Origin of the sequence: Acidovorax sp. LjRoot118 (assembly GCF_964253575.1) — a bacterium.
GTDB lineage: Bacteria > Pseudomonadota > Gammaproteobacteria > Burkholderiales > Burkholderiaceae_C > Acidovorax.
Map to the genome: position 1 here is coordinate 1,927,534 of NZ_CAXURB020000001.1, position 23,159 is coordinate 1,950,692.

Here is a 23,159-nt window from a genome sequence, read left to right on the forward strand (position 1 = left end):
AGGCCTGTTTTTACAGGGCCGCTTGTGGGCCTGGGGTGTTGCTAAGAGCCTTGCATCGCCTGCATCAGCGCTGCGGCGGCGGCCTCAGGGTCGGGCGCGTTGACCAGCGCACGCACCACGGCAATCGAGCCCACGCCCGTGGCCAGCACCTTGGGAAACTGCTCTGCACCGATGCCCCCGATCGCCACCTGCGGGTAGCTGCGCAGCAGCCGCGCGTAGCCCTGCAGCCGGCCCACGCCCTGCGGCGCAGTGGCCATCTTCTTGAGCGTGGTGGGGAACACGGCGCCCATGGCGATGTAGCTCGGCCCCACGGCATCGGCGCGCACCATCTCGGCATAGCCATGGGTGCTCACGCCCAGGCGCAGGCCCGAGTTGCGCAGGGTCTGCAGGTCGCCCGCGCTCAGGGCATCGAGGTCTTCCTGTCCGAGGTGGATGCCGTAGGCACCGGCATTGATCGCCGCGCGCCAGTGGTCGTTGATGAACAGCAGCGCACCGGTGTCCTGCACCGCCTGAACGGCAGCGTTCACTTCCCGGTCGATGGCGGCCGGGTCGTCCGATTTGAAGCGCAATTGCACCGTGGGCACGCCCGCGCGCGCCATGCGGCCCACCCAGGCGGCATCGGGCAGCACGGCGTAGAGGCCCAGGTCCTTGGGGCAGGCCGTGAATGCGTGGGCGCGGGGCAGGGCCTGCAGGCCGAAGTCTTCAGGTGCGTCGGGCCAGGTTTCGGGGCTCACGGCGCCCGTGCGGACAGTGCGTGCCTGCCAGGCGCGGGCGATGCATTCGGCATCGTGGGCGATGAAGCCCAGGGCGCTGGCGGCCTGCAGGGCGGCCAGGTAGGCCGGCTCGCTGGACGTGGGTGCCGGCACCGGCTCGGCGCTGAAGCCTGCAAACGTGGCAGCGTGGTGCGCGAGGATGGCCTTGGCCAGTTCGGTGGGTGCGGTGTCAGGCATGGTCGTCGTGGTGCCAGAAAGGGGTGCCGAGCACGGGCGTGCTGGGCTGGGCTGCATCCTGCGCGGTCATGGCACCGGCCAGGCGCGCGGTGCGGCCGGCATGCACGGCGTTGGCAAAGGCGCCGGCCATGGCCACGGGATCTTGCGCCAGGGCCACGGCGGTGTTGAGCAGCACGCCGTCGTAGCCCCATTCCATCACCTGGCAGGCATGCGAGGGCAGGCCCAGGCCGGCGTCCACCAGCATGGGCACCTTGAGCCGCTCGCGCAGCATCTGCAGCGCATAGGGGTTCACCGGGCCGCGGCCGGTGCCGATGGGCGCGGCCCAGGGCATCACGGCCTGGCAGCCCACGTCCACCAGGCGCTGGCACAGCACGAAGTCTTCGGTGCAGTAGGGCAGCACCTGGAAGCCTTCCTTGATCAGGTGCTCGGCAGCACCCACCAGGTTCAGCGTGTCGGGCTGCAGGGTGTAGTCGTCGCCGATCAGCTCGAGCTTGATCCACGGCGTGTTGAACACCTCGCGCGCCATCTGCGCGGTGGTGATGGCCTCCTGCACGCTGTGGCAGCCAGCGGTGTTGGGCAGCACCGGCACGTTCAGGCGGCGCAGCAGCTCCCAGAAGCTGCTGCCCGACTCGGCCGGGTTGCTGCCCTGGCGGCGCAGCGAGGCCGTGACCATGGCGGGGCGGGCGGTCTGCACCGCCGCTTCCAGCACGGCGGGCGAGGGGTAGCGCGAGGTGCCCAGCAGCAGGCGGCTGGCGAAGGTCTGGCCGTACAGGACCAGGGGGTCGTTGATTGCGGGTGTTGTCATGGTGGTGGGGTGTGCTCAGCCGCCTGTTACAGGGGAAATGACCTCGACCTTGTCTCCTGGGTTCAGCGTGTGCGCCGCATAGCGGCTGTTGGGCACGAAGACCGTGTTCACGGCCACGGCAAAGGGGGGGCGGGCAGCGATGGCGGCCACGGCAGAGGCGACAGTAGCGCCCTCGGGCAGCTCGTGCGGGGTCTGGTTGATGGAAACGTTCATGGCAAAAGGGCAGCGACAGCAGCCTCCTGGGGCTGCTGCAGCAATTGCAGGTTCAGATCGAATCGGGGGGCGAGCCGGGACTGGCCCGCAGCGAGCAACTCCATCACCACATCGAGCATGGCCGGTGCGATCATGAAGCCGTGGCGGTACAGGCCGTTGACCTCCAGCACGCCCGGGCGCTGCTGGCGGATGGCGGGCAGGTTGTCGGGCAGCGTGGGGCGGCACTGGGTGGCCACCTCGACGATGCGCGCCTCGGCAAAGCCGCTGTGCACGGCGTAGGCGGCACTCAGCAGCTCCAGCGTGGAGCGCACGCTGGCGGGCGAGAGGTCGTCGGACTCGATCTCGGTCGCGCCGATCACGAACAGGTGGTCCTCTTTGGGGGCGATGTAGATCGGGTAGCGCGGGTGCACCAGGCGCGTGGGGCGCTGCAGCGTGACCTCGGGCGCGTGCACGCGCACCACCTCGCCGCGCACGCCGCGCAGGGCGCGCCACGGGTCGCGTGCACCCAGGCCGCGGCAGTCCAGCACCCAGTCGGGCTGGCCCGGCTCGCCGGGGGCGAAGGCATCGGGGTGGCGCGGCGCATGCCAGTGCGTGTCCACGCCCAGGCGCTGCATCTCGTGCAACAGGGCGGCCAGCAACTGGCGGTTGTCCAGTTGGCCTTCGCCGGGCAGGTACAGGCCCTTGGTAAAGCGGCCAGCCAGCGCCGGCTCCACGGTGGCCAGGCCCGTGCCGTCGAGCAATTCCAGCGGGGGCAGTTCGGGAATGGCCCGGTTGTTGGCCTGCAACTGAAGCGTAAGCCGCTGGGCCTCGCCCGCGTCCTGGCGGTGCCAGACGATCAGCGTGCCCTGCTGCTGAAAGAAGACGGGTTTCTCCAGCCCTGCCAGCAACTGCGGCCAGCGCACCAGCCCGTGCTGGCCCATGCGCACCACGCCGGGCTCGGTCACCGCCGACTCGGCCAGCGGCGCCAGCATGGCTGCGGCCACCGTGGCGGCCGACTGCTCGGCTGCCGGGCCTGCGGCGTCGTAGATGTCCACGGCGTGGCCCTGGCGGGCCAGTTCGACGGCCAGCAGCCGGCCCATGAGGCCTGCGCCCAGAATGGCAAACGACGAGGAGGAAGGGAGGTTCATGCGTCCAGCTGTGCAACAGGTGGACAAAACGGGATGGCTTTCCGTCACTGTGGAAACTCCCCACGCCAGCATGACCTGGATCGGGTAGCGGGGCCGCGTGTACGCGGGCCCCAGGGTATTTCTCAGTCGCGCGCCGCATGGGCGGGACACCCCTGTTTCGTCCGTAAGCCGCAATTACAGCACAACCCTCCGGGCCGGTGCTGACCCAGGTCATGCGCGATAATTTTCCCCCTATGACTTCTGCCCCCCTCAACGCGCCCGCTGGGCCCTCCACGGCCCCGCGCTATGCACGCGTGCTCTCGATTGCCGGCTCCGACAGCGGGGGCGGCGCAGGCATCCAGGCCGACCTCAAGACCTTTGCCGCGCTGGGCTGCTACGGCATGACCGCCATCACCGCCATCACCGCGCAGAACACGCGGGGCGTGACGGGCATCCATGGCATTCCGCCCGAGATGCTCAAGGCCCAGATCGACGCGGTGGTGCAGGACATTGGCGTGGACGCCGTGAAGATCGGCATGCTGCACTCGCCCGAGGTGGTGCGCGTGGTGGCCGATGCCATCCGTGAATACCGCTTGCCCCACGTGGTGCTGGACCCGGTGATGGTCGCCACCAGCGGCGACCGCCTGATCGCGCAGGAGACCGTGGGCGTTCTGGTACGCGAGCTGTTCCCCCTGGCCGAGGTGATCACCCCCAACCTCGACGAGGCCGGTTGGCTGCTGGGCCGCACCCTGGCGGGCCTGGATGATCTGGAACAGGCTGCGCAGGATCTGCTGGGCCTGGGCGCGCGCGCCGCGCTGCTCAAGGGCGGCCACCTGCCCGGCGACTGGGTGGTGGACATGCTGGCCACCGCCCCGGGCCAGCCCGGCCACCGCCTGCAGTCGGCGCGCATCGCCACGCACAACGGCCATGGCACGGGCTGCACACTGTCATCCGCCATTGCGGCGCACCTGGCCCTGGGCCAGCCGCTGCAGCAGGCGGTGGAAAGCGCGCGCGCCTACATCCTGGGTGCGATTGCCGCCGGTGCCAATGTGGTCACCGGTGGCGGCCATGGTCCGCTGAACCATGGCTATGCGCCCGTGGCGCAGCGCGTGTTCTGATCAGGCTTTTGGGCGTGTAGCCCAGGCCAGAACGAAGCTGAATACCAGCGCGGGCAGGGCAGAACCCGCGCCCGGCAGCACCAGCGGCGCCAGGTGGTACACCGCAATGCCCACGAGCCAGATGGCCACGGGCAGCCAGTTGATCCGGGGCGCGCGCTGCAGCAGTGCCGGGGCATTGGAGCCAAAGGCCAGGCGGCCGAGGATCACGCCGAACAAGGGCACGAACACCGAGCTGAGCAGCAGCAAGAAGGGCTCAAGGCTGTGCATGGGCAGCACCAGCGCCAGGGCCGTACAGCCCGCGGCCATGGCGATACCCCAGCGGCGCACACCCCAGTGCGGCAGCAGGCTGTGGGCCGACACGGCGCCCGAGTAGGCATCGCCATAGGCATTGTCCACCTCGTCGATCAGGATCAGCGACAGCGCGATCAGCCCGCCCTGGGCCAGCAGCAGGGCCTGCACCAGATCCTTGCTCGGCAGGGTCAGCGCCACCAGCACACCCAGCGTGTAGCACCACATATTGGCCAGCGCGTACCCCAGCCAGGTGCCGCGCAGCGCCGATCCACCGTTTTTGCCATGGCGCGCATAGTCGGCCACCAGCGGCAGCCACGAGATGGGCATGGCGATCACCAGGTCCAGCGCGGGCAGCACGCCCATGCCACCGGCGCCAGGCCGGTTCCACAGCTGCGCAAGGCCCTGGGCGTTGGCCAGGGACAGAAACTGCCAGCTCAGCCACAGCAGCGACAGCACCACCAGCGGCAGGGCCACGCGCGCAATCACCTTGCGCACCAACTGCACCATCGATGCGCTGATCAGCAGCATCACCACGCCACCCCACAGCAGCGTGGCCAGCACCGGCCACTGCGTGCCCGCCATGCTGCCCGACTGGCGGCCGATGGCCACGGTGGCTTCGCTCATCACCACCAGTTCGAACGTGCCCCAGCCCACCAGTTGCACGATGTTGAGAATGATGGGCAGGCTGGCAAAGGTGCGGCCGTAGACTGCATGCATCAACCCGGCGCTCGCCAGCCCGCTGTCGCAGCCCAGCTTGGCCACCCAGCCCAGCAGGCCCGCGCCCACGATGGAGCCGGCGACGATGGCGATCAGCGCCTCCTTGGTGCCCAGCGCGGGCATGAGGTAGCTGCCTACCTGCATGACCAGGAGGCCCACCCCCAGGCTGAACCAGAGCGAGGCATGGTCATGCCACTGGAAGACGCGGCGGTCGGGGCTTACCGGGGCCAGCGCCTCGTTGGCAGGGGCGGTCGTGGAAACATGTGCGGACATGGTGGTCGGGCTCTCCGTTCAGACAATGGACGACAGAGCAGGGTCGGCAGCGTACTGGCTGGACCCCAACGCACCAGCCGCGAGGGCAGGGCGCCAGGTATGGCGTATGCGGACTGCTTCCCTGCGCGAGGATGATCTCAATCAGGTTCAAAGGGACTCTCTCAGCCTCACCCGGTTTCCCGGCTTCGGCACCCCTAGCTGGGCGCGATTCTATAGCCAGAAACAAAACGGCCCGTGTGGTGCGGGCCTTGGCTTGCCGAGGATGCTCAGGTCTGCATTTTCATTTTGATCATCTGCGACATTTGGGTGTTTTTACATTCGGTCACCGATGGTAGATTCGGGCGATTCGAAAGAGGGGATCTTTGTGCCGTTGTTGACGTTGTCTTGTGCAAACTGTTCTGCGCCGCTGGAGGTGGCCGCAGATTTGGAGCGATTCACCTGCAGCTACTGTGGGACGGCGCAGATAGTTGAGCGCTCGGGCGGGGTGGTGTCAACGCGCAAGCTGGAGGCGGCAATCAGCGCAGTGCAAAGGGGCACCGACCGGACGGCGGCGGAGTTGGCCATGCCCCGCTTGAGCCGTGAACTGGATGAGCTCATGGCGCAGAGGGCCCAGGTGGTGCATCGGTTGCAACAGCGGTTGGAGCGAGCCAAAAGCGGTCGGCTCACGATGGCCGTCATCGCCACGTTTAGCGTTGCGATCCTCTGGGCGATCTTCGTGAGTCCGATCGCGCCGACATCGACGCTGGGCAACATCGTGAAGATCATGCTTTTTTGGGTGGTGGTGATCGGGACCCCGGCCCTGGTCTATCGGGAGACCAAGCTGCCGAAATTCGATCTGGTGCAAGAAACGGAGCACCTGGACGAGAGGATCGACAAGGTCCGGGAGCACATCAAGGCGAACCGGCGCATTCTGGATACGCTGCCGATCTGACTGTAGTGCACGGCAATAACCCAGCCGAACATTTGGGTTGTTGCCGGTCGTTGAACGTCGGCCAATGGGTGGGGCCTATTCTTGGATCGACACAAGTACTCCATTATTAAAATACATAAACCAAACTGGCATTCCATTGCCATCAGACCAAACCCACTGTTCTCTGGTGCCGAGGGCTGTTTTGGTTGTATTAACCTTCCAGGGTGGACACCAGTGTCTCACCCTCATTTCGAGACAAGTAGAGCTTCTTAAGGTTTTTTCTATCTCGGTCGCAGTCATGCCAATCTGAGGGGTCCAGTTTTTTCTGGCTGCCTCATCAAGAATTTTTCGCCCTTCTTGCTGTCTTCTTTGCTCGTAGTCGTGGCATGCCTCTTCTTTCCATACTCCATTCTTATCCTTGCACTTGTATATGTGCGCGCTTACAGTGCTTGATAATGAGATGGCTGCGATAAATATAAATAATGTCTTGCGCATATATATGACAATAGAGGGTGATATTGACTATTTGATGGCCTTGAATGGCATCGAGGCATGGCATGCTATTGTGGTGAATATCGGGTGCTCATGCCAGCACCCAATTGGGTGCAGGTAGGCAGGCAGGTCGTCCTGCATCATACCGACCCATGGTTATGGTCATGCTCCGGGTTTACATGCCCGGGATGCATCCAACGACCTCGGGCTTGTCCGCTCTGAAGCCAACCGGCCGCCCTCTGCTGGATGGCACACCCCGTGCGTGGCAATGGTCCGGCTTGCCGTCATGCCGGCGGTGCATCCAGAATCGCCCGGTTCATCTCCATGCGCTCATGGATTTGCGCGATTCGAGCGTCGATTTCTGCCAGTGAAGGCTGGATATCAATGGGAGGGAGCTTGATCGACCGGAAAGCGAGCACCGGGACGCCAACACAAGCGGCAAGCCAGACCAGCACGGACAATACGCTGAACGTTTCGTTAAGCAGGATGATGATGAACGGGCCGATCAGGAACACGGCCACGAAGGGAACAAGGCCGTGCAATAGCCGACCGGCATTGGCCATGGCGCGCTTTGAATCCGCTTCACGCACCAGCGTTGCCCTGGCTTCCTGGGCTTCTTCCAGTTCGCGTTCCAGCCGCACCAGGGCCAGCTCCGCAGCCGTGCGGTCCGTGCCTTTTTGCACGTCCCGGACGGCGGTCTCGATTTTTTTCAGCCAGACGGCTCCACCGGCGCGTTTGACGATCTGTTGGGTTCCGCAGTAGCCGCAGGCGAAACGCTCCAGATCCTCGCTGATCTCAAGTGGAGCTGAGCAACTGGCACACGAGAGTTTCAAGAGTGGCACATGGATCCTTTGATTGCCGCAAATTTAGCATCGCTTTCCTGCCGTGCCGGCGTGGTGGTGCTCCGGCTGCCATCGAGAGGTCTCCGTTCTGTCACACGCCCTCCCTAGACTCCCCGGCTTTACTCACGGGGAGAAAACCACAATGACAGTTCTTCGCAGCATCTGGACGCTGGGCGCGGTATGCGCCGCCACCGCACTGCTCGCCGCCTGTGGCGGCAGCGATGACAACAACAACGGCGAGCGCAGCGTCGGCTCCCTGCGCCTCATCGGCCAGCAGATCCTGCCGCGTCGCATGGAGTACCAGGGCACCGTCGTCGGCGGTATCTCCGGCATCGACTATGACGACAAGAGCAACCAGTTCATCCTGCTGTCGGACGACCGCACGACGACCGATTCGGCGAATGCGCCGCGCATGTACACCGTGCGCCTGAACTACGACGCCAGCAGCTTCAGCGGCGTGCAGTTCCTCTCCACCTTCAGCATGAAGCAGCCCAATGGCGCGGTGTACCCCAAGGTGCCCGATCCGCTCGTGGCCGACCCTGAATCGGTGCGCGTCGATCGCGCCACGGGCAACTATGTCTGGGTCAGCGAGGGCGACCGCACGCTGGCCTCGGGCACGAGCGCCGCGCGCATCATCGACCCGTTCATCCGCGAAATCCGGCCCGACGGCACCCATGTGCGCGAGTACCAGATCCCTGCGATGTTCCGCATGTCGGCCGACAACACCGGTCCGCGCGGAAACCTCGCCTTCGAAGGCATTGCCTTCACGCCCGACAACAGCCGGGCTGCCGTGCTGATGGAAGGTGCGCTGCTGCAGGATGGCCCGGCATCGACCACCACGGCCGGCAGCGTGTCGCGCATTACGATGTTCAACCGTGCCACCGGTGCGGCCGTGGCGCAGTACGCCTATCCCGTCGACAAGGTGCAGGCCGTGCCCGTGCCGGCGGACCAGTTCACGGTCAGCGGTGCCACGGAAATCCTGGCCCTGAGCGGCACGCGCTTCCTGGTGCTGGAGCGCAGCTTCTCCGTGGGCGTGGTGGGCAACCAGATCCGCCTGTATGAAATCAACACCGCCAACGCCTCGAACGTGCTGACCACGCCCGCACTGGCCGGTGCCGCCTACACGCCCGTTACCAAGCGCCTGGTGCTCGACTTCGAAACGCTCAAGGGCCCGCTGGGCGGCATCGCCAATCTGGAAGGCATCACCTTCGGCCCCAAGCTGGCCAACGGGCGCGATTCGCTGGTGGTGGTGGCGGACGACAACTTTCCCACGGCAGACTCACAGACCGACCGCAACCAATACCTGGTGTTTGAAGTCCTTCCTTGATCGAGGTCATTGCCGATGGCGATGTGAATCCATGGCGGGCCTGGGAGGCCCGCCATGCTGCCTATAATTGGCCACCATGTTCCGGAGCCTTGTCGCCGTCTTTCTCCTGCACTTTTTGCTGTGCGTGGGGATTTCCGTCGTCGGTTCCAGCAAGCCCTATACGTCGTTCGATCCGCAGGACGTGGCGGCGCTGAGCCAGTCTGCACCAGTGCAGGAGGCGCCCGGTGCCAATTCCGATGCGGACGACCATGCCCTGCTCGATGACCGGCAGGACTTTCCTGATCTGCTGCAGCCCCAGCCCCTGCCCGATACCGGCACGGTTGCTGACAGGGGCCTGATTGCGCTGACCCCCGTGCGAACGTCTTCTGCGGCCATTGCGCCACCGCACAAACCGCCAAAAGCTCTGGGCATCCTCGCCTGAGCGTCCGGCCCACGGCCGGCTCCCCCTTCGCTGCTGAAGCGGTGTTTCTCCTGGGAGGCTGCCTCCCGGCAGCCTTGCGCCACGCGCACCTGGCTGTTGCCGCATCCCCCTCTGCACCGAAGCGCCCACCGGTATTCCCTGCGCCGCCACCCCGTGGCGCCGGCGACCGGCCCCAGACATTCACCATGGAAATCGCCACCGTGCCTGCTTTTCTTCTGCCCAAGCGGCTGTCCAACCCTTGCGGGTTTGCGGGCCCTGGTGCCATTGCCCACCTGACCACCATGAACAAGAACACCGGGGTGCATGCCCACCACAGCTCCCCCCATTTCCGGAGCAAGCCATGCGCCTGACCACCCGTAGCAAGTTTGCCGTTGTCGCCATCGTGGACCTGGCGTCCCGCTCTGTGGGCAGCCCGGTGGCACTGTCTGCCCTGAGCGAGCGGTACGAGATTTCGGTGTCCTACCTGGAGGTCCTGTTCAGCGGTCTGCGCCAGGCGGGACTGGTGATCAGCACCCGGGGCCCGGGCGGCGGCTACACGCTGGCCCGCGGCGCGCGCGACATTTCGGTGGCCGACATCGTGCTGGCTTCAGAGGTCGGCAAACCGGGTGGTTCCAGCCGACCGGTCGATGCCATGAGTTCCTCGCAAGGGGCCATGACGGCGGACCTCTGGGCTGCTTTCAACCATTCGGTGATGGAGTACTTGGCATCGGTGTCCGTGGCCGAGCTGGTGAGCCAGCAGGCACCCATCGAGCGCATGCCGGTGGCCGCAGAAAAGAGCAGCCCTGCCAAGCGCATGAAGCCCCGGCCACAGCTGCCCCGGGAAGGGGTTCCCAACTCCGTCTTTGCACTGGGCGCACTGAGGGCGCTGGAGTAGCGCGGTAGCGGGCCGGGCTGGCCCGCCGCAGCCCGCGCTGCTTACGGTTACTTGGCGGCCGTGCGAGCTGCCTCGGCCTTGGCCTTGGCTTCATCGGCCTTGCGCTGCAGTTCCTTGGCTTCCTTTTCGGCGGCTTCGGCTTCTTTCACCTTGGCTTCCTTGGCCTTGGCATCCTTGTCTGCGCTGGGGCTGGCCATGGCATTGCCGATCATGGCGCCGGCCACGCCGCCTACGGCGGCAGCGCCCAGGGTGGATCCGATGCCGGGGCGCGCTGTGGGTGCCGCTGCCGCAGCAGGTGCTGCAGCGGCAGGGGCTGCTGCAGCCGGTGCGGCAGCTGCTGGGGTGGCGGGAGTTGCCGGCGCCTTGGGCGCGGCGGTGGCAGCCGGGGTTGCTGCAGGTGCTGGACGGGCCGCAGCGGGCTTGCTGCCGCCTCCCATGCGCTTGGCCTGCGCGAGCGTGGGAACGGTCAGGGCGGCGATGGCCAGGGCGATGACGGCCGAGGTGGTGCGAAGCGAAGCATTCATGGGTAGATCCAGGTCCTTGTACAGGTGAGCGGACATGCTACTGAACCGGTCTTTGGCCCTGCTGCGCCAAAGGCATTGGCTGCGCATGGATACCCGCCCGCACGAAGCGTGGCAGGTCAGCCGAGCTTGCGGACCATGTCCTCGATTTCCTGGCGGTCTAGCTCCCGGCGCTGCTCCAGGTGGTCGATGACCTGGGCGAGCAGACGCGCCGTGCGCTCTGCCGTCGTCGAGTCCTGCTCGGTGAGGCAGTCGAAGACCAGTTGGTAGGTGTCCTTGGGTGGAATCGCGCTCATGGAAGTCTCCCGGTGTCGTGCGCACAGTCTGGGCGCACATGGGCGGGGCGGCTGTAGGCCGATGGGTGGCCTGGCTGTAGTGCGCAGTCGGTTGTGGGGCGTTCCCGCCGGGCATGAAAAAAAGGTGCGCCGGCAGGCCGGCAGCACCCAAGGGAGGGAAGAGAGAAAGAAATGGCGGCTGCGCAGCCTCAGCCGCTCACGCCGACGCGCAGTTTGGCCACGTAGCCGCTGGCGTTGTCACCCGTCACGGTGGCGGTCTGCAGCGAGACGCCGTCGCTGAACACGTTGTCGGTGGCAAACGTGATCTGCGAGAGGTTGCGCACGCTGGCGCTGTAGCCATCGGCGGTGTAGACCTGCTGGCACACGGCGGCGGGGAAGGCCAGCTGCGAGGTGCGGATGGAATTGGAGCCGCGCGTGGCGCTGGCGAGGTTGCGGTACACCTCGAAGTGGATGTGCGGCATGCGGCCCGAATAGCAGCCCGGAAAGATGGACTGGAAGGTGGCCACGCCCGAGGCGCTGGTCTCCTGCACGCCACGCAGGTAGTTCTCGCTGGTGACACCGTTCGAGTACATCGAGTACAGGCCGTCGCGCGTGCAGTGCCACAGGTAGATGGCGTAGCCCGACAGGCTGGCGCAGCTCGATGCGGCGTTGACCAGTTCCAGTTCGATGCGCAGGGGGATGCCCGCTGCGATGCCGGTAGCGCCGCCGATGCTGGGGCGGATGTCGCTGCGCACGATGCCCGAGAGTGTTAGTGCATTGGCCACGCCCGACTGGTTGCTGTTGGTGCCGTCGCCAGGGTAGGGGCCGGCCGTCTCCTGCGGGATGATGCTGCAGGTCTGGCTGGTGGCACCGCCTGCGGCCATGCTCACCCAGTGCGACAGGGGGCCGAGGTTCAGGAAGGCGTAGCCGGTCTCGCGGCCGTAGGCGTACAGGTTCGAATCCTGCAGGCTCACGCCCAGGTAGTTGTCGGTGGTGGGGTAGAAGCGGAAGATGAAATTGGCATTGCTCTGCGCCACGGCCGAGCTGGCCGGGAACCACTGCGGGTAGCTGGCCTGGGCCCAGTTGAGCACTGTGGATGCGTCGCTGGCCGTGTCGGCCATGCTGTTGCCCGAGAGCAGAGACATGGGCGCCATGCTGCCCACGGCCAGCCAGCGCAAGGCATTGCGGCGCGTGGCGGCCTGGCGGGTCAGGGTCTTGAGGTCGTGCTGGAGCCCGTGGTGGTGGGCGGTGTCGTCGTCGTGGTGCAGGGTGTTGGTGTTCATGGGCTTGCAGGTTCTGTTGATGAAGAAAACCACTCACCCGGACTGCGCTGCCTTTGGCTGTCTGGGTGACCGTGTGCACAGTGTGTCGCCAGCCTGTATCCCCTGTTTATGCAGTTTGTGTCGTGGTTGAAATGAAGGGCTATTGGATCGCTGTTGGAATGGCTGGGGCGGTGGTTGCTTCTGGTGTTGTTTTGAGGGCGGAGGCCGGGGTGTGCGCCCGGCGGCGCACCTACCTTCTTTTGCTTCGTCAAAAGAAGGTAGGCCAAGAAAAGACGACCCCGCTGCCCGTGTCCCCACTCGCCCGGTGGGCGAGTGGGGCAGCCTGCGATGCTCGGTCCTGGGGTGACGCCGAAGAACTCCCTGCGCTGCCTCTGCGAGGCAGCTCCGGTCAAACAGCTTCGGCGAGCCAGATGACGATGCGCGTGTCCTTCGGCACGCGCTCACCCCAGGCCCTGCGCTTCTCGGCACGGTCAGAAGGGGGTGGGAGCGGGCTCCACGCGGACCTTTGCTTCGCTCGGCCCCGTGGTCCTTCGCTGCGCTCGGCTCGCCAGGGCGGTTGCACCGCCCGTCGGCAGCGCGCACCGCGCGCGTCCCCGACCCCAGGCGCAGCTGCGAAGCAGCAGCCGTTCGTGACCCCGCTCCCACCCCTTCTGGCTGCGCCGAGAAGCGCAGGAGCTGGGGTGGGCGTGTGTGCCGAAGGACACACACGCTTCGTGATCTGGCTTGCCGATGCTGTTTGAGCGGAGTTCACCCGCAGGGGGAACGCAGCGAGTTCATCGGCACCACCCCAGATCCGAGCATCGCAGGCTGCCCCCATCGCCCGACAGGGCGATGGGGGACGCAGACTGGGGGCCGCCTTCTCTTTGGTGACTTTCTCTTGGCGGCCAAGAGAAAGTTACTGCGCCGCCGGGCGCACATCCCGGCTCCCGCCCTCCACCAAGGCACACCGCTAAAAAAAAGTGGCAGCACGGTGCTCACATCCCGCACTCTGGCCTCGGCACAAGAGGACGAACTGAGGGCCTCTCGCTGCAGCAAGCAGCAAGCAGTCAGCCTGCCAGCGGTATCACCAATTGCGCGCGCAGCCCACCCTCGGGCCGGTTGTGCAGACTCAGCCGGCAGCCATCGCGCTCCGCCAGGTCGCGCGCGATGGCCAGGCCCAGGCCGTAGCCGGCGGTGTGCGCCGGGAGTTCGCCCGCCATGGCATGGGCCGGCAGCGGGTCCTGCGACAGCCGCACCCAGGGCTCCAGCGCCTGCTCCAGCTGGGCCTCGGGGATGCCCGGGCCCGAGTCGTCGATGTGCAGCACCGCGCCTTCGGGCAGGGCGTGCACGCTGAGCGTGGCGCCGCCACCATGGCGCACGGCATTGCCCACCAGGTTGCCGATCACGCGGCGCAGTGCAGCGGTGCGGGCGCGCACGCGCACGGGTGCGCTGCCGACCGGGGCCTGCAGTTGCACGGGCTGGCCCTGGTCGGCCAGGTCGTCCACCAGCGCCTGCAGCAGGGCCACCAGGTCAATGGAGCGGGCCTGGCTGCCCTCGTGCTGCTCGCGCAGCACGGCCAGGGTGTCGCCGATCATTTCGTCCATCTCGCGGATGTCGCTGATGGCGGCCTGCTGCGCCGGGCCTTCGGGCCACTGGGCCACGCGCATGCGCAGCCGGGTCAAGGGCGTGCGCAGGTCGTGCGACACGGCGGCCATGTGCAGGCCGCGCGCGTCGAACTGCTCCTTGAGCCGCTGCGACATCTGGTTGAACACCTGTGCGGCGTTGCGCACCTCCACGGTGCCCAGCGTTTCATCGAGCACGGGCGGCCTGCCGCCCTTGTCGATGCCTTGCGACAGGGCGCTGGCGGCATGGGACAGGCGCAGCATGGGGCGAGACAGCCAGCGCGCTCCCAGGAAGGCCGCCAGGCCGATTAGCACGAAGCGGATGCCGTAGTCCAGCCACAGCGCGTTGCCGGGCATGGAGCCGCCCATGCGCTGCGGACCCGGGGCGGTGAACGGGTTGGGCGGGCGGCCATCGCCGCTGCCCGCGCTGCCCCCGGGGGGCTGGAAGGACGGCGCAGCCATGCGCTCGCCCCCAACCATGGGCGGCGGGCCGGGCCAGGGGCTGCCGCCGGGGCCTGCATTCGGTCCTGACCGCGGCGGCGGCGGGCCACCGGGCATGCCGGAGCCGGTGAGGGGGTTGCCAGGCGGTAGCGAGGCCAGCGGCGGCAGGCGCGAGAGCGCAGTGCCCAGGTCCTGCTGGTGGCGCAGGTTGGTGACCACCAGGTAGGCCACCAGGTGGCTGCCGGCCAGCGCCACCCACATGAGGATGAACAGGCGCAGGAACAGGGTGTCCAGGCGACGCCAATTCCAGCGCCCACCCGGCGCTGCGGGTTTCACCGCTGCACCTCCACGTCGAACAGGTAGCCCTCGCCGCGCAGGGTGCGTATCAGGGGGCGATCGCGCTGGCCTTCACCGAGCTTGCCGCGCAGGCGCGATACGGCCAGGTCGATGCTGCGGTCGCTCACCACCACGCCGGGGGCGCGCGAGAGGTCGAGCAGCCGGTCGCGGCTGAGCACCTTGCCGGCATGGGCGGTGAAGGCCTCCAGCAGGCGGAACTCGGCGCTCGACAGGGCCACCATGGTGCCGTCGGGCGAGACCAGTTCGCGCCGCAGGCGGTCGAAGGTCCAGCCCTCGAAGCGCACCTGGGGTGCGTCGGCCTGTGGCGGGGCGGCGGTGCCGCGGCGCAGCACGGCCTTGATGCGTGCCACCAACTCGCGCGGCTCGAAGGGCTTGGACAGGTAGTCATCGGCCCCGAGTTCGAGTCCCAGCACGCGCGACATCGGGTCGCCCTGCGCGGTGAGCACGATCACGGGCAACTGGCCATGGTCGCGGCGTACCCACTGGCACAGGGTCAGGCCGTCCTCGTCGGGCAGCATCAGGTCGAGCAGCACCACGTCAAAACCCTGGCGCGCCAGCGCAGCGCGCATGCCCCGGCCATCGCCCACGGCCTCGGTGGTGAAGCCGAAGGTTCCCAGGTAGTCGAGCAGCAGGGTGCGGATGGCGGGATCGTCGTCCACCAGCAGGCATCGGATCATGCGGAAATCTTGTGGCAGTGGTGAAGGGCCGAAGGTAGCACAGCCCTGGCGGATTCAGGAGGCTGCTTGCGGTGCGGCAACGCCCAGTAGCGCGTGGAGCCTCGGGCTGGTGGTCGTGTACTGCAAGGCCACCTTGTCGCCGCTCAGGGCCTCGGCCGCGGCAAAGGCGGCCAGCGTGGCCTCGTGAAAACCGCACAGGATGAGCTTGCGCTTGCCCGGGTAGGTATTGATGTCGCCCACGGCGTAGATACCGGGCACGCTGGTGCGAAAGCTGGCGGTGTCCACCACCAGCTGCTTGCGTTCGATGGCGATGCCCCAGTCGGCAATCGGCCCCAGGCGCGGGGAGATACCCAGCGCGGCGATCAGGCAGTCGAGCGGTTCGTTGGCCTTGCGGCCCTCCGTGTCCACCACCTGCAGGGCGGTCAGGCGCCCGCCCGCAGCCACCACGCCGGTGATCTGGCCGACGATGACCTCGATACGCCCCGCATCGCGCAGGGCCTGCAATTGCTGCAACTGCTCGGGTGGCGCCTGGAAGGCATCGCGCCGGTACAGCAGGCGGACGATGGCAGGGGCTTCGGCTTGGGGCAGGGTTGCAAGGGTGATGGCATGGGCCACGGCGGCGTCATCACCACCATGCACCACCACGCGCTGGCCCGCCACCACGGTGCCTGCGGGCAGGTGCTGGTAGTGCACCTGCGCGCCGACAAAAGGCTCTATGCCCTCGACCTTGAGCGTGCGCGGCACGAAGGCGCCCACGCCGGCAGCGATGAACACGCTGCGCGCCAACAGGGCCTTGCCCTGGCTGGTTTCGATGAGGATGCGGCCATCGTCCTGCAGTGACACGGACGCGACCAGCGCACCCAGGTGCCAGTGCGGCTGGAACGGGGCGATCTGCTGCAGCAGCAAGGCCGCCAGCTCGCGCCCGCTGCACACGGGCACGCCCGGTATGTCGTAGATGGGTTTGTCGCCATACAGCTCCACGCACTGGCCGCCGGCATGGGGCAGGGCGTCGATCACATGGGCAGTGATGCCCTGCAGGCCGAGCTGGAAGACCTGGAACAGGCCCACCGGGCCTGCACCGATGACCACGGCATCCGTGGCGATGGGAGGGGACGATTGCGCGAGCGTGGACACCGGCGAATGCAGCGATACCGCTCAGCGGATCAGGTCGTTGACCTTGCCGGGCTTGCCGTTCCACTCGTCGGCGTCAGGCAGGGCGGGCTTGCGCTTGGTGATGCTCTTCCAGCCGTCGGCAAAGGCCAGGTCGGCGTTGAGCTTGATGAAGGCGATCTGGTCGGCCGGCAGGTCTTCTTCGGCAAAGATGGCGTTGGCCGGGCACTCGGGGATGCACACGGCGCAGTCGATGCACTCATCGGGATCGATGACGAGCATGTTCGGGCCTTCGCGGAAGCAGTCCACGGGGCAGACGTCCACACAATCGGTGAACTTGCACTTGATGCAGTTTTCGGAGACGACGTGGGTCATGACGAGAGTTGTGTGGGTCAGTGAAAACCCTCTATTTTAGGAGCTTTCACCGGCCTTGGGTTGCGGGGCCCCTGGGTCTGAGGGGGTGACTCAGGGGTTTGGGGCACACAAAGAGGTGCCCATTGCGAATGCGGATCAGTTGACCAGGACGGCGCCGGCCGTTTTGTGGCTCGCCGTGTCCACCAGGATCAGCGAGCCGAGCACGCGCGCCTGGCCGAACGGGGCGGCGGGCAGGGGCTCCTGCAGCAGCAGTTCAACGTGGCCGATGGCGTTGGGGTCAAGCTGCGTGGCGTCGTCCTCTGCCAGGGTGTTGATGTCCAGGCGGTGCACCACGCGCTTGACCTTGGCCTTGACCCAGCGGTGCCCGTGCAGCGCCCAGTAAACGCGGCCGGCCACCAACGGCTCGTCGTCCATCCAGGCCACGGTGGTCAGCAGCTCGCGGCTGGCGGGCCAGGCGGGCACGGCGGCAGGGGTGTCGAAATCGTCCTCGGCAGCCGCCGCAGCGGGCGTGGGGGCGGCCAGGATCCAGTCGCCGCGCGACACGTCCACCTCGCGGTCGAGGATGATGCCGGCGCTCTGGCCCGCATCCACGCCCACGGGGCGGCGCGCATGGTCGAGCACCTGGGCCACGGTGGCGCTCTGACCGCTCGGGAAGATCTGCACGGCCGTGCCGGGCGCCACGGCGCCTGCGGCCACCCGGCCCCAGAACACGCGGCGGCCTTGCGATGTGTCGGCGGAGGACGAGAACTTCTCTACCCACTGCACCGGGAAGGCCAGCGGCAGGCCCGTGTCGGCCGGGGTGTTGGGCAATTGTTCGAGCACTTCGAGCAGCGTGGGGCCGTTGTAGCCGCACCAGCCGGCGTGGGCGTCCACCACGTTCCAGCCCTTCAGGGCCGAGACCGGCACCGTGGCGCGCACGGCAATACCGGCAGCTTCGGCGAACTGTGCCAGGGCGGCGCTGATGTGCGCGAAGGCCAGTTCGGGGTTGGCCACGGCATCGAGCTTGTTCACGGCGAACACCAGCGAGTGCACGCGCAGCAGATGGGCCAGCAGCGAGTGGCGGCGCGTCTGCGGCAGCAGTGCCAGGGCTGCGTTCTGCCAGTCGAGCTTGGTCGCATCGACCAGCACCACGGCGGCGTCGGCGCTGCTGGCGGCGGTGACCATGTTGCGCGTGTACTGCTCATGGCCGGGCGCATCGCCGATGATGAACTTGCGCGTTTCGGTGGCGAAGTAGCGGTAGGCCACGTCGATGGTGATGCCTTGCTCGCGCTCGGCCGAGAGGCCGTCGGTCAGCAGGGCCAGGTCCGTCTCGCCGCCGCGCTGCACGCCGGCCAGATGGTCTTGCAGCACGGCGCGGCTGTCCACCAGCAGGCGGCCGATCAGCGTGCTCTTGCCGTCGTCGACGCTGCCGCAGGTGATGAACTTGAGGGCCGAGGCATGGTTGCTGCCAGCGTTGGCTGCGGCAGGGGCGGTGGCTTGGTGTGCGGTGGTCATCAGAAATACCCGTCCTTCTTGCGCTTTTCCATCGAGGCATCGCTCGTCTTGTCGTCCATGCGGGTCGCGCCGCGCTCGCTCACGTCGGCGGCCAGGGTCTCGATCACGATCTCTGCCGGGGTGGCGGCCGTGCTCTCCACCGGCGCGGTGCAGGTGATGTCGCCCACCGTGCGAAAACGCACGTCGCGTGTCTGCACCGTCTCGCCTTCGCGCGGTGGCGTCAGCTCGGTCACGGGCATCAGCAGGCCCCGGCGGTCCACCACCTCGCGCTTGTGCGTGTAGTAAATGCTGGGCAGGCCAATCTGCTCGCGGTCGATGTACTGCCACACGTCCAGCTCGGTCCAGTTGCTGATGGGGAACACGCGAAAGTGCTCGCCGGGCTGCAGGCGGGTGTTGAACAACGTCCACAGCTCGGGGCGCTGGGCCTTGGGCTGCCATTGGCCGAAGCTGTCGCGGTGCGAGAAGATGCGCTCCTTGGCGCGGGCCTTCTCTTCGTCGCGGCGGGCGCCGCCGATCAGTGCGTCGAAGCGGAATTCCTCAATGGCTTCGAGCAGCGTGACCGACTGGTGCACGTTGCGGCTCTCGCCGGGATGGGCCAGGCGCACGGTGCCGCGCGCCATCGAGTCCTCGACGCTGCGCACGATGAGTTCGGCGCCCAGTTCCTTGGCGCGCGAATCACGAAAGTCCGTGACCTCTTTGAAGTTGTGGCCCGTGTCGATCATGAGCAGCGGGTAGGGGATGCGGCCCGCGCCGAAAGCCTTTTCTGCGCACTTGAGCATCACCAGCGAATCCTTGCCGCCCGAGAACAGCAGGGTGGGGCGCTCGAAGGCGGCAGCCACCTCGCGCAGGATGAAGATGGTTTCCTCTTCCAGGGCGTCGAGGTGCGAGTTGTTCAGGTGGTGGCTCATGTTCTTGTTCTGCAGCAGCGCGGCATCGGTGCGGGCGTTCATGGTCGGGTCAGCGGTGGGGTCAGTGGGCTATATGGAGGCCGCATTCGCGGTTCTCTTCGCCCTTGGTGGGGTCCACGTAGTCGAAGTTGTTCGGCAGGCCGTGCTTCTGGCAGTACTCGTACAGCTCCTTGGACGACCAGTGCAGCAGCGGCGCGACCTTGATCAGCCCGTCGGGGTTGATGCTCACCGGGTCCATCTGGGCGCGCACGGCGGTGTCGGTGGCGCGCAACGCGGTGAACCAGACCTTGGGGGCCGTCTCGCGCAGGGCGCGGGTAAAGGGTTCGAGCTTCACTTCTTCGGTGAAGGCCGCGTGGCGCGGGTCGTCCAGCCCGGGCGTGGCGCCCTCCACGGCTTCGCGGTGCGCACGCGAGCGGCGCGGCAGGTAGATCTGCAGCTTCAGGCCGAGCTGTTTCGTCACTTCATCGGCAAAGCGGTAGGTGGCTTCGGTGTTGTAGCCGTTGTCCATCCAGACCACCGGCACATCGGGCTGCACGCGGCTGACCATGTGCAGGATCACGGCCTCGAAGGGGCGAAAGTTGGTGGTGACGATGGGGCGCTGGCCCAGGCCCAATGCCCAGGCAACGAGGCCTTCGGCATTGCGGCCGAGTTCGGCATTGACGGTAGCGAGATCGAATTGGCTCATGGTGTTAGGCGGTGGCGGCCTTGTCGGCAAAGATCGGCTGGTGGTTGACCGCGTCGCCCTGGTAGAAGCCAGGGAACATCTCGAACTGGCGCTGCGCGTCCGCTGCGTCCACGCCCTCGCGCAGCACGGCCGACGAAAAGCCCGTGCGCTGCATCTGCACCAGCTGGTCGATCAGCACGTCGCCCGTGGCGCGGATGTCGCCCTTGAAACCGCGGCGGCGGCGCAGCAGAAAGGCCTGGCTGAAGGCCCGGCCGTCGGTGAAGCTGGGGAAGTGCAGGTCCACGCGCTCCACGCCGTCCAGTGCCAGCGCCAGGGCATCGGCATCGTTGGCCAGCGCCACGCTGCGCGTGTCGCCTTCGGCAGGGGCCTGGTGGTCTTGGGATGCAAGTATCTTCATGGGGTGTCTATCTCTGTTCTGGGGCGGGGCTCAGGCGGCAGCCACGGCCTCTTCCTTGTGGCGGGCCGTCTTGGCGGCTTCCTTGAACGGGTCCAGGCCGGCGCGGCGCACGGTGCTCTGGAAGGTCTCGCCGCTTTCGCGCAGGTCGCGGTAGGTGCCGAGCACGGCCTCGATCACGTCGGGCACTTCGGCCGCCGAGAACGAGGGGCCGATCACCTTGCCGGCCACGGCCGCGCCCGACAGGTCGGAGCCGTCCGAGCCGCCCAGCGTGACCTGGTACCACTCCTTGCCGTCCTTGTCGACGCCTAGGATGCCGATGTGGCCGCTGTGGTGGTGGCCGCAGCTGTTGATGCAGCCGCTGATGTGCAGATCGATCTCGCCGATGTCGTCGAGTTCGTCGAGGTCCTGGTAGCGCTGCGTGATGGCTTCAGCGATGGGCAGCGAGCGCGCATTGGCCAGCGAGCAGAAGTCGCCGCCGGGGCAGGCGATCATGTCGGTGAGCAGCTGCACGTTGGCGCTGGCCAGGCCCAAAGCCTTGGCTTCCTGCCACAGGTCGAACAGGCGGCTGGCGTGCACCCAAGGCAGCAGCACGTTCTGGTCGTGCGTCACTCGGGCTTCGCCTGCGGAGTATTGGTCCACCAGGTCGGCCACGGCGATCAGTTGCTCGCTGGTGGCGTCGCCCGGCGACTGGCCAGGGCGCTTGAAGGACAGCGTCACGGTGCGCAGCTGTGCATTCTTGTGTGCGTGCACGTTGCGCTGCAGCCAGCGGCCAAAGGCCACGTGCTCGGCGGCCTGCGCTTGCAGCGATGCGGCCAGGGCGGCGGGGTCGGCATCGGGGATGTCGGCCAGCACGGGCGGCACGAAGCAGGCAGCCACGCGGTCGAACTCGGCCTGGGGCACGGTGTGCGGGCCGCCGTCGATCTCCATGATCTGGCGGTACTCTTCTTCCACATCGTCGATGTACTTCTGGCCTTCGGACTTGACCAGGATCTTGATGCGCGCCTTGTACTTGTTGTCGCGCCGGCCGTGCTCGTTGTACACGCGCACGATGGCCTCGATGTAGTTCATGATCTGGTTCCATGGCAGGAACTCGCGGATCACGGTGCCGATCACCGGGGTGCGGCCCATACCGCCACCCACGAAGACCTTGAAGCCGATCTCGCCGGCTTCATTGCGGGCCATGTGCAGGCCCACGTCGTGCCAGCCGGTGGCGGCGCGGTCGTCTGCTGCACCGCTGATGGCGATCTTGAACTTGCGCGGCAAAAAGGCGAACTCGGGGTGCAGCGTGGTCCACTGGCGCAGGATTTCGGCGTAGGGGCGGGGGTCGATCAGCTCGTCCACGGCCACACCGGCCAGTGCGTCGGTGGTGGTGTTGCGGATGCAGTTGCCGCTGGTCTGGATGCCATGCATGTCCACGCTGGCCAAGAGGTCCATCACGTCGGCCGCCTTGGACAGCGGGATCCAGTTGAACTGCACGTTGGTGCGCGTGGTGAAGTGGGCGCAGTTCTTGGGCAAAAAGGTCGTGCCCAGCAGGCCCTGGCCGTCCATGGCGGCCTTGAAGACTGCCGCTTCAGGTTCGTCGTAGTCCCGCGCGATGGTGGCCAGCACGCGCAGCTGGCGGCTGGCGATCTCGCCGTAGGGTACGGCCACGCGCAGCATGGGCGCGTAGCGCTGCACGTACCAGCCGTTCTGCAGGCGCAGCGGGCGGAAATCGTCTTCCGGCAGCTTGCCCGCCTGCCAGCGCTCGAGCTGGTCGCGGAACTGGCGCGCGCGCTGGTGGACGAACTGGGTGTCGAATTCTGTGTATTGGTACATCGTCGTGGGCTTAAATCAGAATCAGTTTGGCGCCTGCCCAGGCCAGCAGGACGGACAGGGCGGAGCGGATCAGGCGCTCGGGCGTGCGGGTGACCAGGCGTGAGCCCAGCCAGATGCCCGGCAGCGAGCCAGCCAGCAATTGTGCAAGCAAACTCCAGTCCACGGAGCCCAGTGAGGCATGGCCCAATCCTGCCACCAGGGTCAATGGCACGGCGTAGGCGATGTCGGCGCCGATGATGCGCGGCAGCGGCAGCAGCGGGTAGACCAGCAGCAGCACGGTGACGCCGATGGCGCCCGCACCCACCGAGGTGAAGGTGACCAGCGTGCCGATCACTGCGCCCAGCAGCACCGGCAGGCTCCAGTGGCGCGGGCGGGTGGCCTGATCGGCGTTGGCCAGGCGCAGGGCATGGTCGGCCGCCTGGCGCTGGCGCGAAAAGGCGACCACCTTGTACAGCGTGGCGGCGGCTGTGAGCAGCAGGGCAAAGCCCAGCGTGGTGGTCATGATGCGCTGGGCCTGGGCGCTGGCCGGCCCCAGTTCCTTGAGCGCCCACAGCGCCAGGATGGCGGCAGGGATGCTGCCCGCACACAGCTGGCCCACCACGCGCCAGGGCACCAGGCGCTGGCGCGCCATGCTCACCGTGCCGCCCATCTTGGTGAAGGCGGCGAACAGCAGGTCGGTGCCGATGGCCAGGTGGGGCTTGATGCCGAAGAAAAAGATCAGCACAGGCGTCATCAGCGAGCCACCGCCCACACCGGTCAGGCCAACGATGAACCCGACCGCAAACCCCGCAAAGACAAACGCCAGATCGTGCATGCCAGCGAATGTAAGAGCGCTCCTTATGGAAACAAACGATTGTTTTGTCCTGCCCTTATGCGGATAA

The 23,159-nt window shown here is 67.0% G+C and carries 24 protein-coding genes and 1 riboswitch; of the genes, 5 read left to right on the top strand and 19 right to left on the bottom strand.

The window, feature by feature from the left end:
- Window positions 1–41 precede the first annotated feature (41 nt).
- Genes ACSQ9E_RS08965 through ACSQ9E_RS08980 form a run of 4 tightly spaced genes read right to left on the bottom strand, consistent with a single transcriptional unit; the run spans window position 42 to window position 3,095 of the window.
- On the bottom strand, window positions 42–950 hold the full coding sequence (locus tag ACSQ9E_RS08965) for a thiamine phosphate synthase (RefSeq protein WP_436178804.1): 909 nt from the start codon (window positions 948–950) through the stop codon (window positions 42–44).
- Window positions 943–1,755 (bottom strand): thiazole synthase, encoded by an 813-nt coding sequence (locus ACSQ9E_RS08970; RefSeq protein ID WP_057203559.1) that lies wholly within the window; start codon window positions 1,753–1,755, stop codon window positions 943–945. The genes ACSQ9E_RS08965 and ACSQ9E_RS08970 overlap by 8 nt, the downstream gene beginning before the upstream one ends.
- Before the next feature lie 15 nt (window positions 1,756–1,770).
- Window positions 1,771–1,968, bottom strand: a complete 198-nt coding sequence (gene thiS / locus ACSQ9E_RS08975) for a sulfur carrier protein ThiS (protein ID WP_436178803.1) — start codon at window positions 1,966–1,968, stop codon at window positions 1,771–1,773.
- A complete protein-coding gene (locus ACSQ9E_RS08980; protein ID WP_436217490.1) occupies window positions 1,965–3,095 on the bottom strand; it encodes an FAD-dependent oxidoreductase in 1,131 nt (376 codons plus the stop codon). The genes thiS and ACSQ9E_RS08980 overlap by 4 nt, the downstream gene beginning before the upstream one ends.
- Before the next feature lie 233 nt (window positions 3,096–3,328).
- Here ACSQ9E_RS08980 and thiD point away from each other — a divergent pair, with 233 nt between their 5' ends.
- Window positions 3,329–4,192: a bifunctional hydroxymethylpyrimidine kinase/phosphomethylpyrimidine kinase gene (thiD, locus tag ACSQ9E_RS08985; RefSeq protein ID WP_436217491.1), complete on the top strand. Its 864-nt coding sequence runs from the start codon at window positions 3,329–3,331 to the stop codon at window positions 4,190–4,192.
- On the opposite strand, the gene ACSQ9E_RS08990 is transcribed toward thiD, so the two are convergent.
- Window positions 4,193–5,473, bottom strand: a complete 1,281-nt coding sequence (locus ACSQ9E_RS08990; protein ID WP_436217492.1) for a purine-cytosine permease family protein — start codon at window positions 5,471–5,473, stop codon at window positions 4,193–4,195. It lies immediately after the preceding gene.
- Between the two features lie 101 nt (window positions 5,474–5,574).
- A riboswitch (TPP riboswitch) is annotated at window positions 5,575–5,679 on the bottom strand.
- Between the two features lie 122 nt (window positions 5,680–5,801).
- Here ACSQ9E_RS08990 and ACSQ9E_RS08995 point away from each other — a divergent pair.
- Complete coding sequence (locus tag ACSQ9E_RS08995; RefSeq protein WP_436217493.1) at window positions 5,802–6,404, top strand: hypothetical protein; 603 nt, start codon at window positions 5,802–5,804, stop codon at window positions 6,402–6,404.
- 755 nt (window positions 6,405–7,159) lie between these two features.
- Here the strand turns inward: ACSQ9E_RS08995 and ACSQ9E_RS09000 are convergent.
- Window positions 7,160–7,717, bottom strand: coding sequence for a hypothetical protein (locus tag ACSQ9E_RS09000; RefSeq protein WP_436217494.1), 558 nt, complete (start codon window positions 7,715–7,717; stop codon window positions 7,160–7,162).
- 142 nt (window positions 7,718–7,859) lie between these two features.
- On the opposite strand from ACSQ9E_RS09000, the gene ACSQ9E_RS09005 reads away from it, so the two are divergent.
- From ACSQ9E_RS09005 to ACSQ9E_RS09015, 3 genes are all read left to right on the top strand, one after another.
- Window positions 7,860–9,044: an esterase-like activity of phytase family protein gene (locus tag ACSQ9E_RS09005; protein WP_436217495.1), complete on the top strand. Its 1,185-nt coding sequence runs from the start codon at window positions 7,860–7,862 to the stop codon at window positions 9,042–9,044.
- 76 nt (window positions 9,045–9,120) lie between these two features.
- The gene (locus ACSQ9E_RS09010; RefSeq protein ID WP_436217496.1) at window positions 9,121–9,465 is read left to right on the top strand and encodes a hypothetical protein; all 345 of its coding nucleotides are present in this window, start codon (window positions 9,121–9,123) and stop codon (window positions 9,463–9,465) included.
- Between the two features lie 340 nt (window positions 9,466–9,805).
- On the top strand, window positions 9,806–10,339 hold the full coding sequence (locus tag ACSQ9E_RS09015; protein WP_179680754.1) for an Rrf2 family transcriptional regulator: 534 nt from the start codon (window positions 9,806–9,808) through the stop codon (window positions 10,337–10,339).
- Window positions 10,340–10,386: 47 nt separating this feature from the next.
- On the opposite strand, the gene ACSQ9E_RS09020 is transcribed toward ACSQ9E_RS09015, so the two are convergent.
- The 13 genes from ACSQ9E_RS09020 to ACSQ9E_RS09080 form a co-directional block, all read right to left on the bottom strand.
- A complete protein-coding gene (locus tag ACSQ9E_RS09020) occupies window positions 10,387–10,863 on the bottom strand; it encodes an ABC transporter substrate-binding protein (protein WP_436217497.1) in 477 nt (158 codons plus the stop codon).
- Between the two features lie 116 nt (window positions 10,864–10,979).
- The gene (locus ACSQ9E_RS09025; protein WP_157412592.1) at window positions 10,980–11,156 is read right to left on the bottom strand and encodes a hypothetical protein; all 177 of its coding nucleotides are present in this window, start codon (window positions 11,154–11,156) and stop codon (window positions 10,980–10,982) included.
- 188 nt (window positions 11,157–11,344) lie between these two features.
- Window positions 11,345–12,418, bottom strand: coding sequence for an intradiol ring-cleavage dioxygenase (locus ACSQ9E_RS09030; RefSeq protein ID WP_436217498.1), 1,074 nt, complete (start codon window positions 12,416–12,418; stop codon window positions 11,345–11,347).
- 1,046 nt (window positions 12,419–13,464) lie between these two features.
- Window positions 13,465–14,796 (bottom strand): ATP-binding protein, encoded by a 1,332-nt coding sequence (locus ACSQ9E_RS09035; protein ID WP_436217499.1) that lies wholly within the window; start codon window positions 14,794–14,796, stop codon window positions 13,465–13,467.
- Window positions 14,793–15,494: a response regulator gene (locus ACSQ9E_RS09040; RefSeq protein WP_436217500.1), complete on the bottom strand. Its 702-nt coding sequence runs from the start codon at window positions 15,492–15,494 to the stop codon at window positions 14,793–14,795. Before ACSQ9E_RS09040 ends, ACSQ9E_RS09035 begins: the two co-directional genes overlap by 4 nt.
- 54 nt (window positions 15,495–15,548) lie before the next feature.
- Complete coding sequence (locus ACSQ9E_RS09045) at window positions 15,549–16,628, bottom strand: NAD(P)/FAD-dependent oxidoreductase (RefSeq protein WP_436217501.1); 1,080 nt, start codon at window positions 16,626–16,628, stop codon at window positions 15,549–15,551.
- Window positions 16,629–16,649: 21 nt separating this feature from the next.
- Window positions 16,650–16,979, bottom strand: coding sequence for a ferredoxin FdxA (gene fdxA / locus ACSQ9E_RS09050; RefSeq protein WP_436217502.1), 330 nt, complete (start codon window positions 16,977–16,979; stop codon window positions 16,650–16,652).
- 135 nt (window positions 16,980–17,114) lie between these two features.
- Window positions 17,115–18,473 (bottom strand): sulfate adenylyltransferase subunit 1, encoded by a 1,359-nt coding sequence (locus ACSQ9E_RS09055; RefSeq protein ID WP_436217503.1) that lies wholly within the window; start codon window positions 18,471–18,473, stop codon window positions 17,115–17,117.
- Window positions 18,473–19,423, bottom strand: coding sequence for a sulfate adenylyltransferase subunit CysD (gene cysD, locus ACSQ9E_RS09060; RefSeq protein WP_057265676.1), 951 nt, complete (start codon window positions 19,421–19,423; stop codon window positions 18,473–18,475). The genes ACSQ9E_RS09055 and cysD overlap by 1 nt, the downstream gene beginning before the upstream one ends.
- A gap of 19 nt (window positions 19,424–19,442) precedes the next feature.
- Window positions 19,443–20,066 carry a phosphoadenosine phosphosulfate reductase domain-containing protein gene (locus tag ACSQ9E_RS09065; RefSeq protein WP_436217504.1) on the bottom strand — a complete coding sequence of 208 codons (624 nt, stop codon included), beginning with the start codon at window positions 20,064–20,066 and terminating at the stop codon, window positions 19,443–19,445.
- Window positions 20,067–20,070: 4 nt separating this feature from the next.
- Complete coding sequence (locus ACSQ9E_RS09070) at window positions 20,071–20,463, bottom strand: DUF934 domain-containing protein (protein ID WP_436217505.1); 393 nt, start codon at window positions 20,461–20,463, stop codon at window positions 20,071–20,073.
- Between the two features lie 30 nt (window positions 20,464–20,493).
- Window positions 20,494–22,278 (bottom strand): nitrite/sulfite reductase, encoded by a 1,785-nt coding sequence (locus ACSQ9E_RS09075; RefSeq protein WP_436217506.1) that lies wholly within the window; start codon window positions 22,276–22,278, stop codon window positions 20,494–20,496.
- A 10-nt stretch (window positions 22,279–22,288) separates the two neighbouring features.
- Window positions 22,289–23,092: a sulfite exporter TauE/SafE family protein gene (locus ACSQ9E_RS09080; protein ID WP_428000341.1), complete on the bottom strand. Its 804-nt coding sequence runs from the start codon at window positions 23,090–23,092 to the stop codon at window positions 22,289–22,291.
- Window positions 23,093–23,159: the final 67 nt, after the last annotated feature.

What these genes read in the sequence shown, in the direction of transcription:
- fdxA (WP_436217502.1), bottom strand. Translation starts at nt 16,979, where the DNA reads ATGACCCACGTCGTCTCCGAAAACTGCATCAAGTGCAAGTTCACCGAT.
- ACSQ9E_RS08980 (WP_436217490.1), bottom strand. Translation starts at nt 3,095, where the DNA reads ATGAACCTCCCTTCCTCCTCGTCGTTTGCCATTCTGGGCGCAGGCCTC.
- ACSQ9E_RS09070 (WP_436217505.1), bottom strand. Translation starts at nt 20,463, where the DNA reads ATGAAGATACTTGCATCCCAAGACCACCAGGCCCCTGCCGAAGGCGAC.
- ACSQ9E_RS08995 (WP_436217493.1), top strand. Translation starts at nt 5,802, where the DNA reads ATGGTAGATTCGGGCGATTCGAAAGAGGGGATCTTTGTGCCGTTGTTG.
- ACSQ9E_RS08970 (WP_057203559.1), bottom strand. Translation starts at nt 1,755, where the DNA reads ATGACAACACCCGCAATCAACGACCCCCTGGTCCTGTACGGCCAGACC.
- ACSQ9E_RS09030 (WP_436217498.1), bottom strand. Translation starts at nt 12,418, where the DNA reads ATGAACACCAACACCCTGCACCACGACGACGACACCGCCCACCACCAC.
- ACSQ9E_RS09025 (WP_157412592.1), bottom strand. Translation starts at nt 11,156, where the DNA reads ATGAGCGCGATTCCACCCAAGGACACCTACCAACTGGTCTTCGACTGC.
- ACSQ9E_RS09010 (WP_436217496.1), top strand. Translation starts at nt 9,121, where the DNA reads ATGTTCCGGAGCCTTGTCGCCGTCTTTCTCCTGCACTTTTTGCTGTGC.
- ACSQ9E_RS08990 (WP_436217492.1), bottom strand. Translation starts at nt 5,473, where the DNA reads ATGTCCGCACATGTTTCCACGACCGCCCCTGCCAACGAGGCGCTGGCC.
- cysD (WP_057265676.1), bottom strand. Translation starts at nt 19,423, where the DNA reads ATGAACGCCCGCACCGATGCCGCGCTGCTGCAGAACAAGAACATGAGC.
- ACSQ9E_RS09065 (WP_436217504.1), bottom strand. Translation starts at nt 20,066, where the DNA reads ATGAGCCAATTCGATCTCGCTACCGTCAATGCCGAACTCGGCCGCAAT.
- ACSQ9E_RS09040 (WP_436217500.1), bottom strand. Translation starts at nt 15,494, where the DNA reads ATGATCCGATGCCTGCTGGTGGACGACGATCCCGCCATCCGCACCCTG.
- ACSQ9E_RS09005 (WP_436217495.1), top strand. Translation starts at nt 7,860, where the DNA reads ATGACAGTTCTTCGCAGCATCTGGACGCTGGGCGCGGTATGCGCCGCC.
- ACSQ9E_RS09015 (WP_179680754.1), top strand. Translation starts at nt 9,806, where the DNA reads ATGCGCCTGACCACCCGTAGCAAGTTTGCCGTTGTCGCCATCGTGGAC.
- ACSQ9E_RS09055 (WP_436217503.1), bottom strand. Translation starts at nt 18,473, where the DNA reads ATGACCACCGCACACCAAGCCACCGCCCCTGCCGCAGCCAACGCTGGC.
- thiD (WP_436217491.1), top strand. Translation starts at nt 3,329, where the DNA reads ATGACTTCTGCCCCCCTCAACGCGCCCGCTGGGCCCTCCACGGCCCCG.
- ACSQ9E_RS09080 (WP_428000341.1), bottom strand. Translation starts at nt 23,092, where the DNA reads ATGCACGATCTGGCGTTTGTCTTTGCGGGGTTTGCGGTCGGGTTCATC.
- ACSQ9E_RS09075 (WP_436217506.1), bottom strand. Translation starts at nt 22,278, where the DNA reads ATGTACCAATACACAGAATTCGACACCCAGTTCGTCCACCAGCGCGCG.
- ACSQ9E_RS09020 (WP_436217497.1), bottom strand. Translation starts at nt 10,863, where the DNA reads ATGAATGCTTCGCTTCGCACCACCTCGGCCGTCATCGCCCTGGCCATC.
- thiS (WP_436178803.1), bottom strand. Translation starts at nt 1,968, where the DNA reads ATGAACGTTTCCATCAACCAGACCCCGCACGAGCTGCCCGAGGGCGCT.
- ACSQ9E_RS08965 (WP_436178804.1), bottom strand. Translation starts at nt 950, where the DNA reads ATGCCTGACACCGCACCCACCGAACTGGCCAAGGCCATCCTCGCGCAC.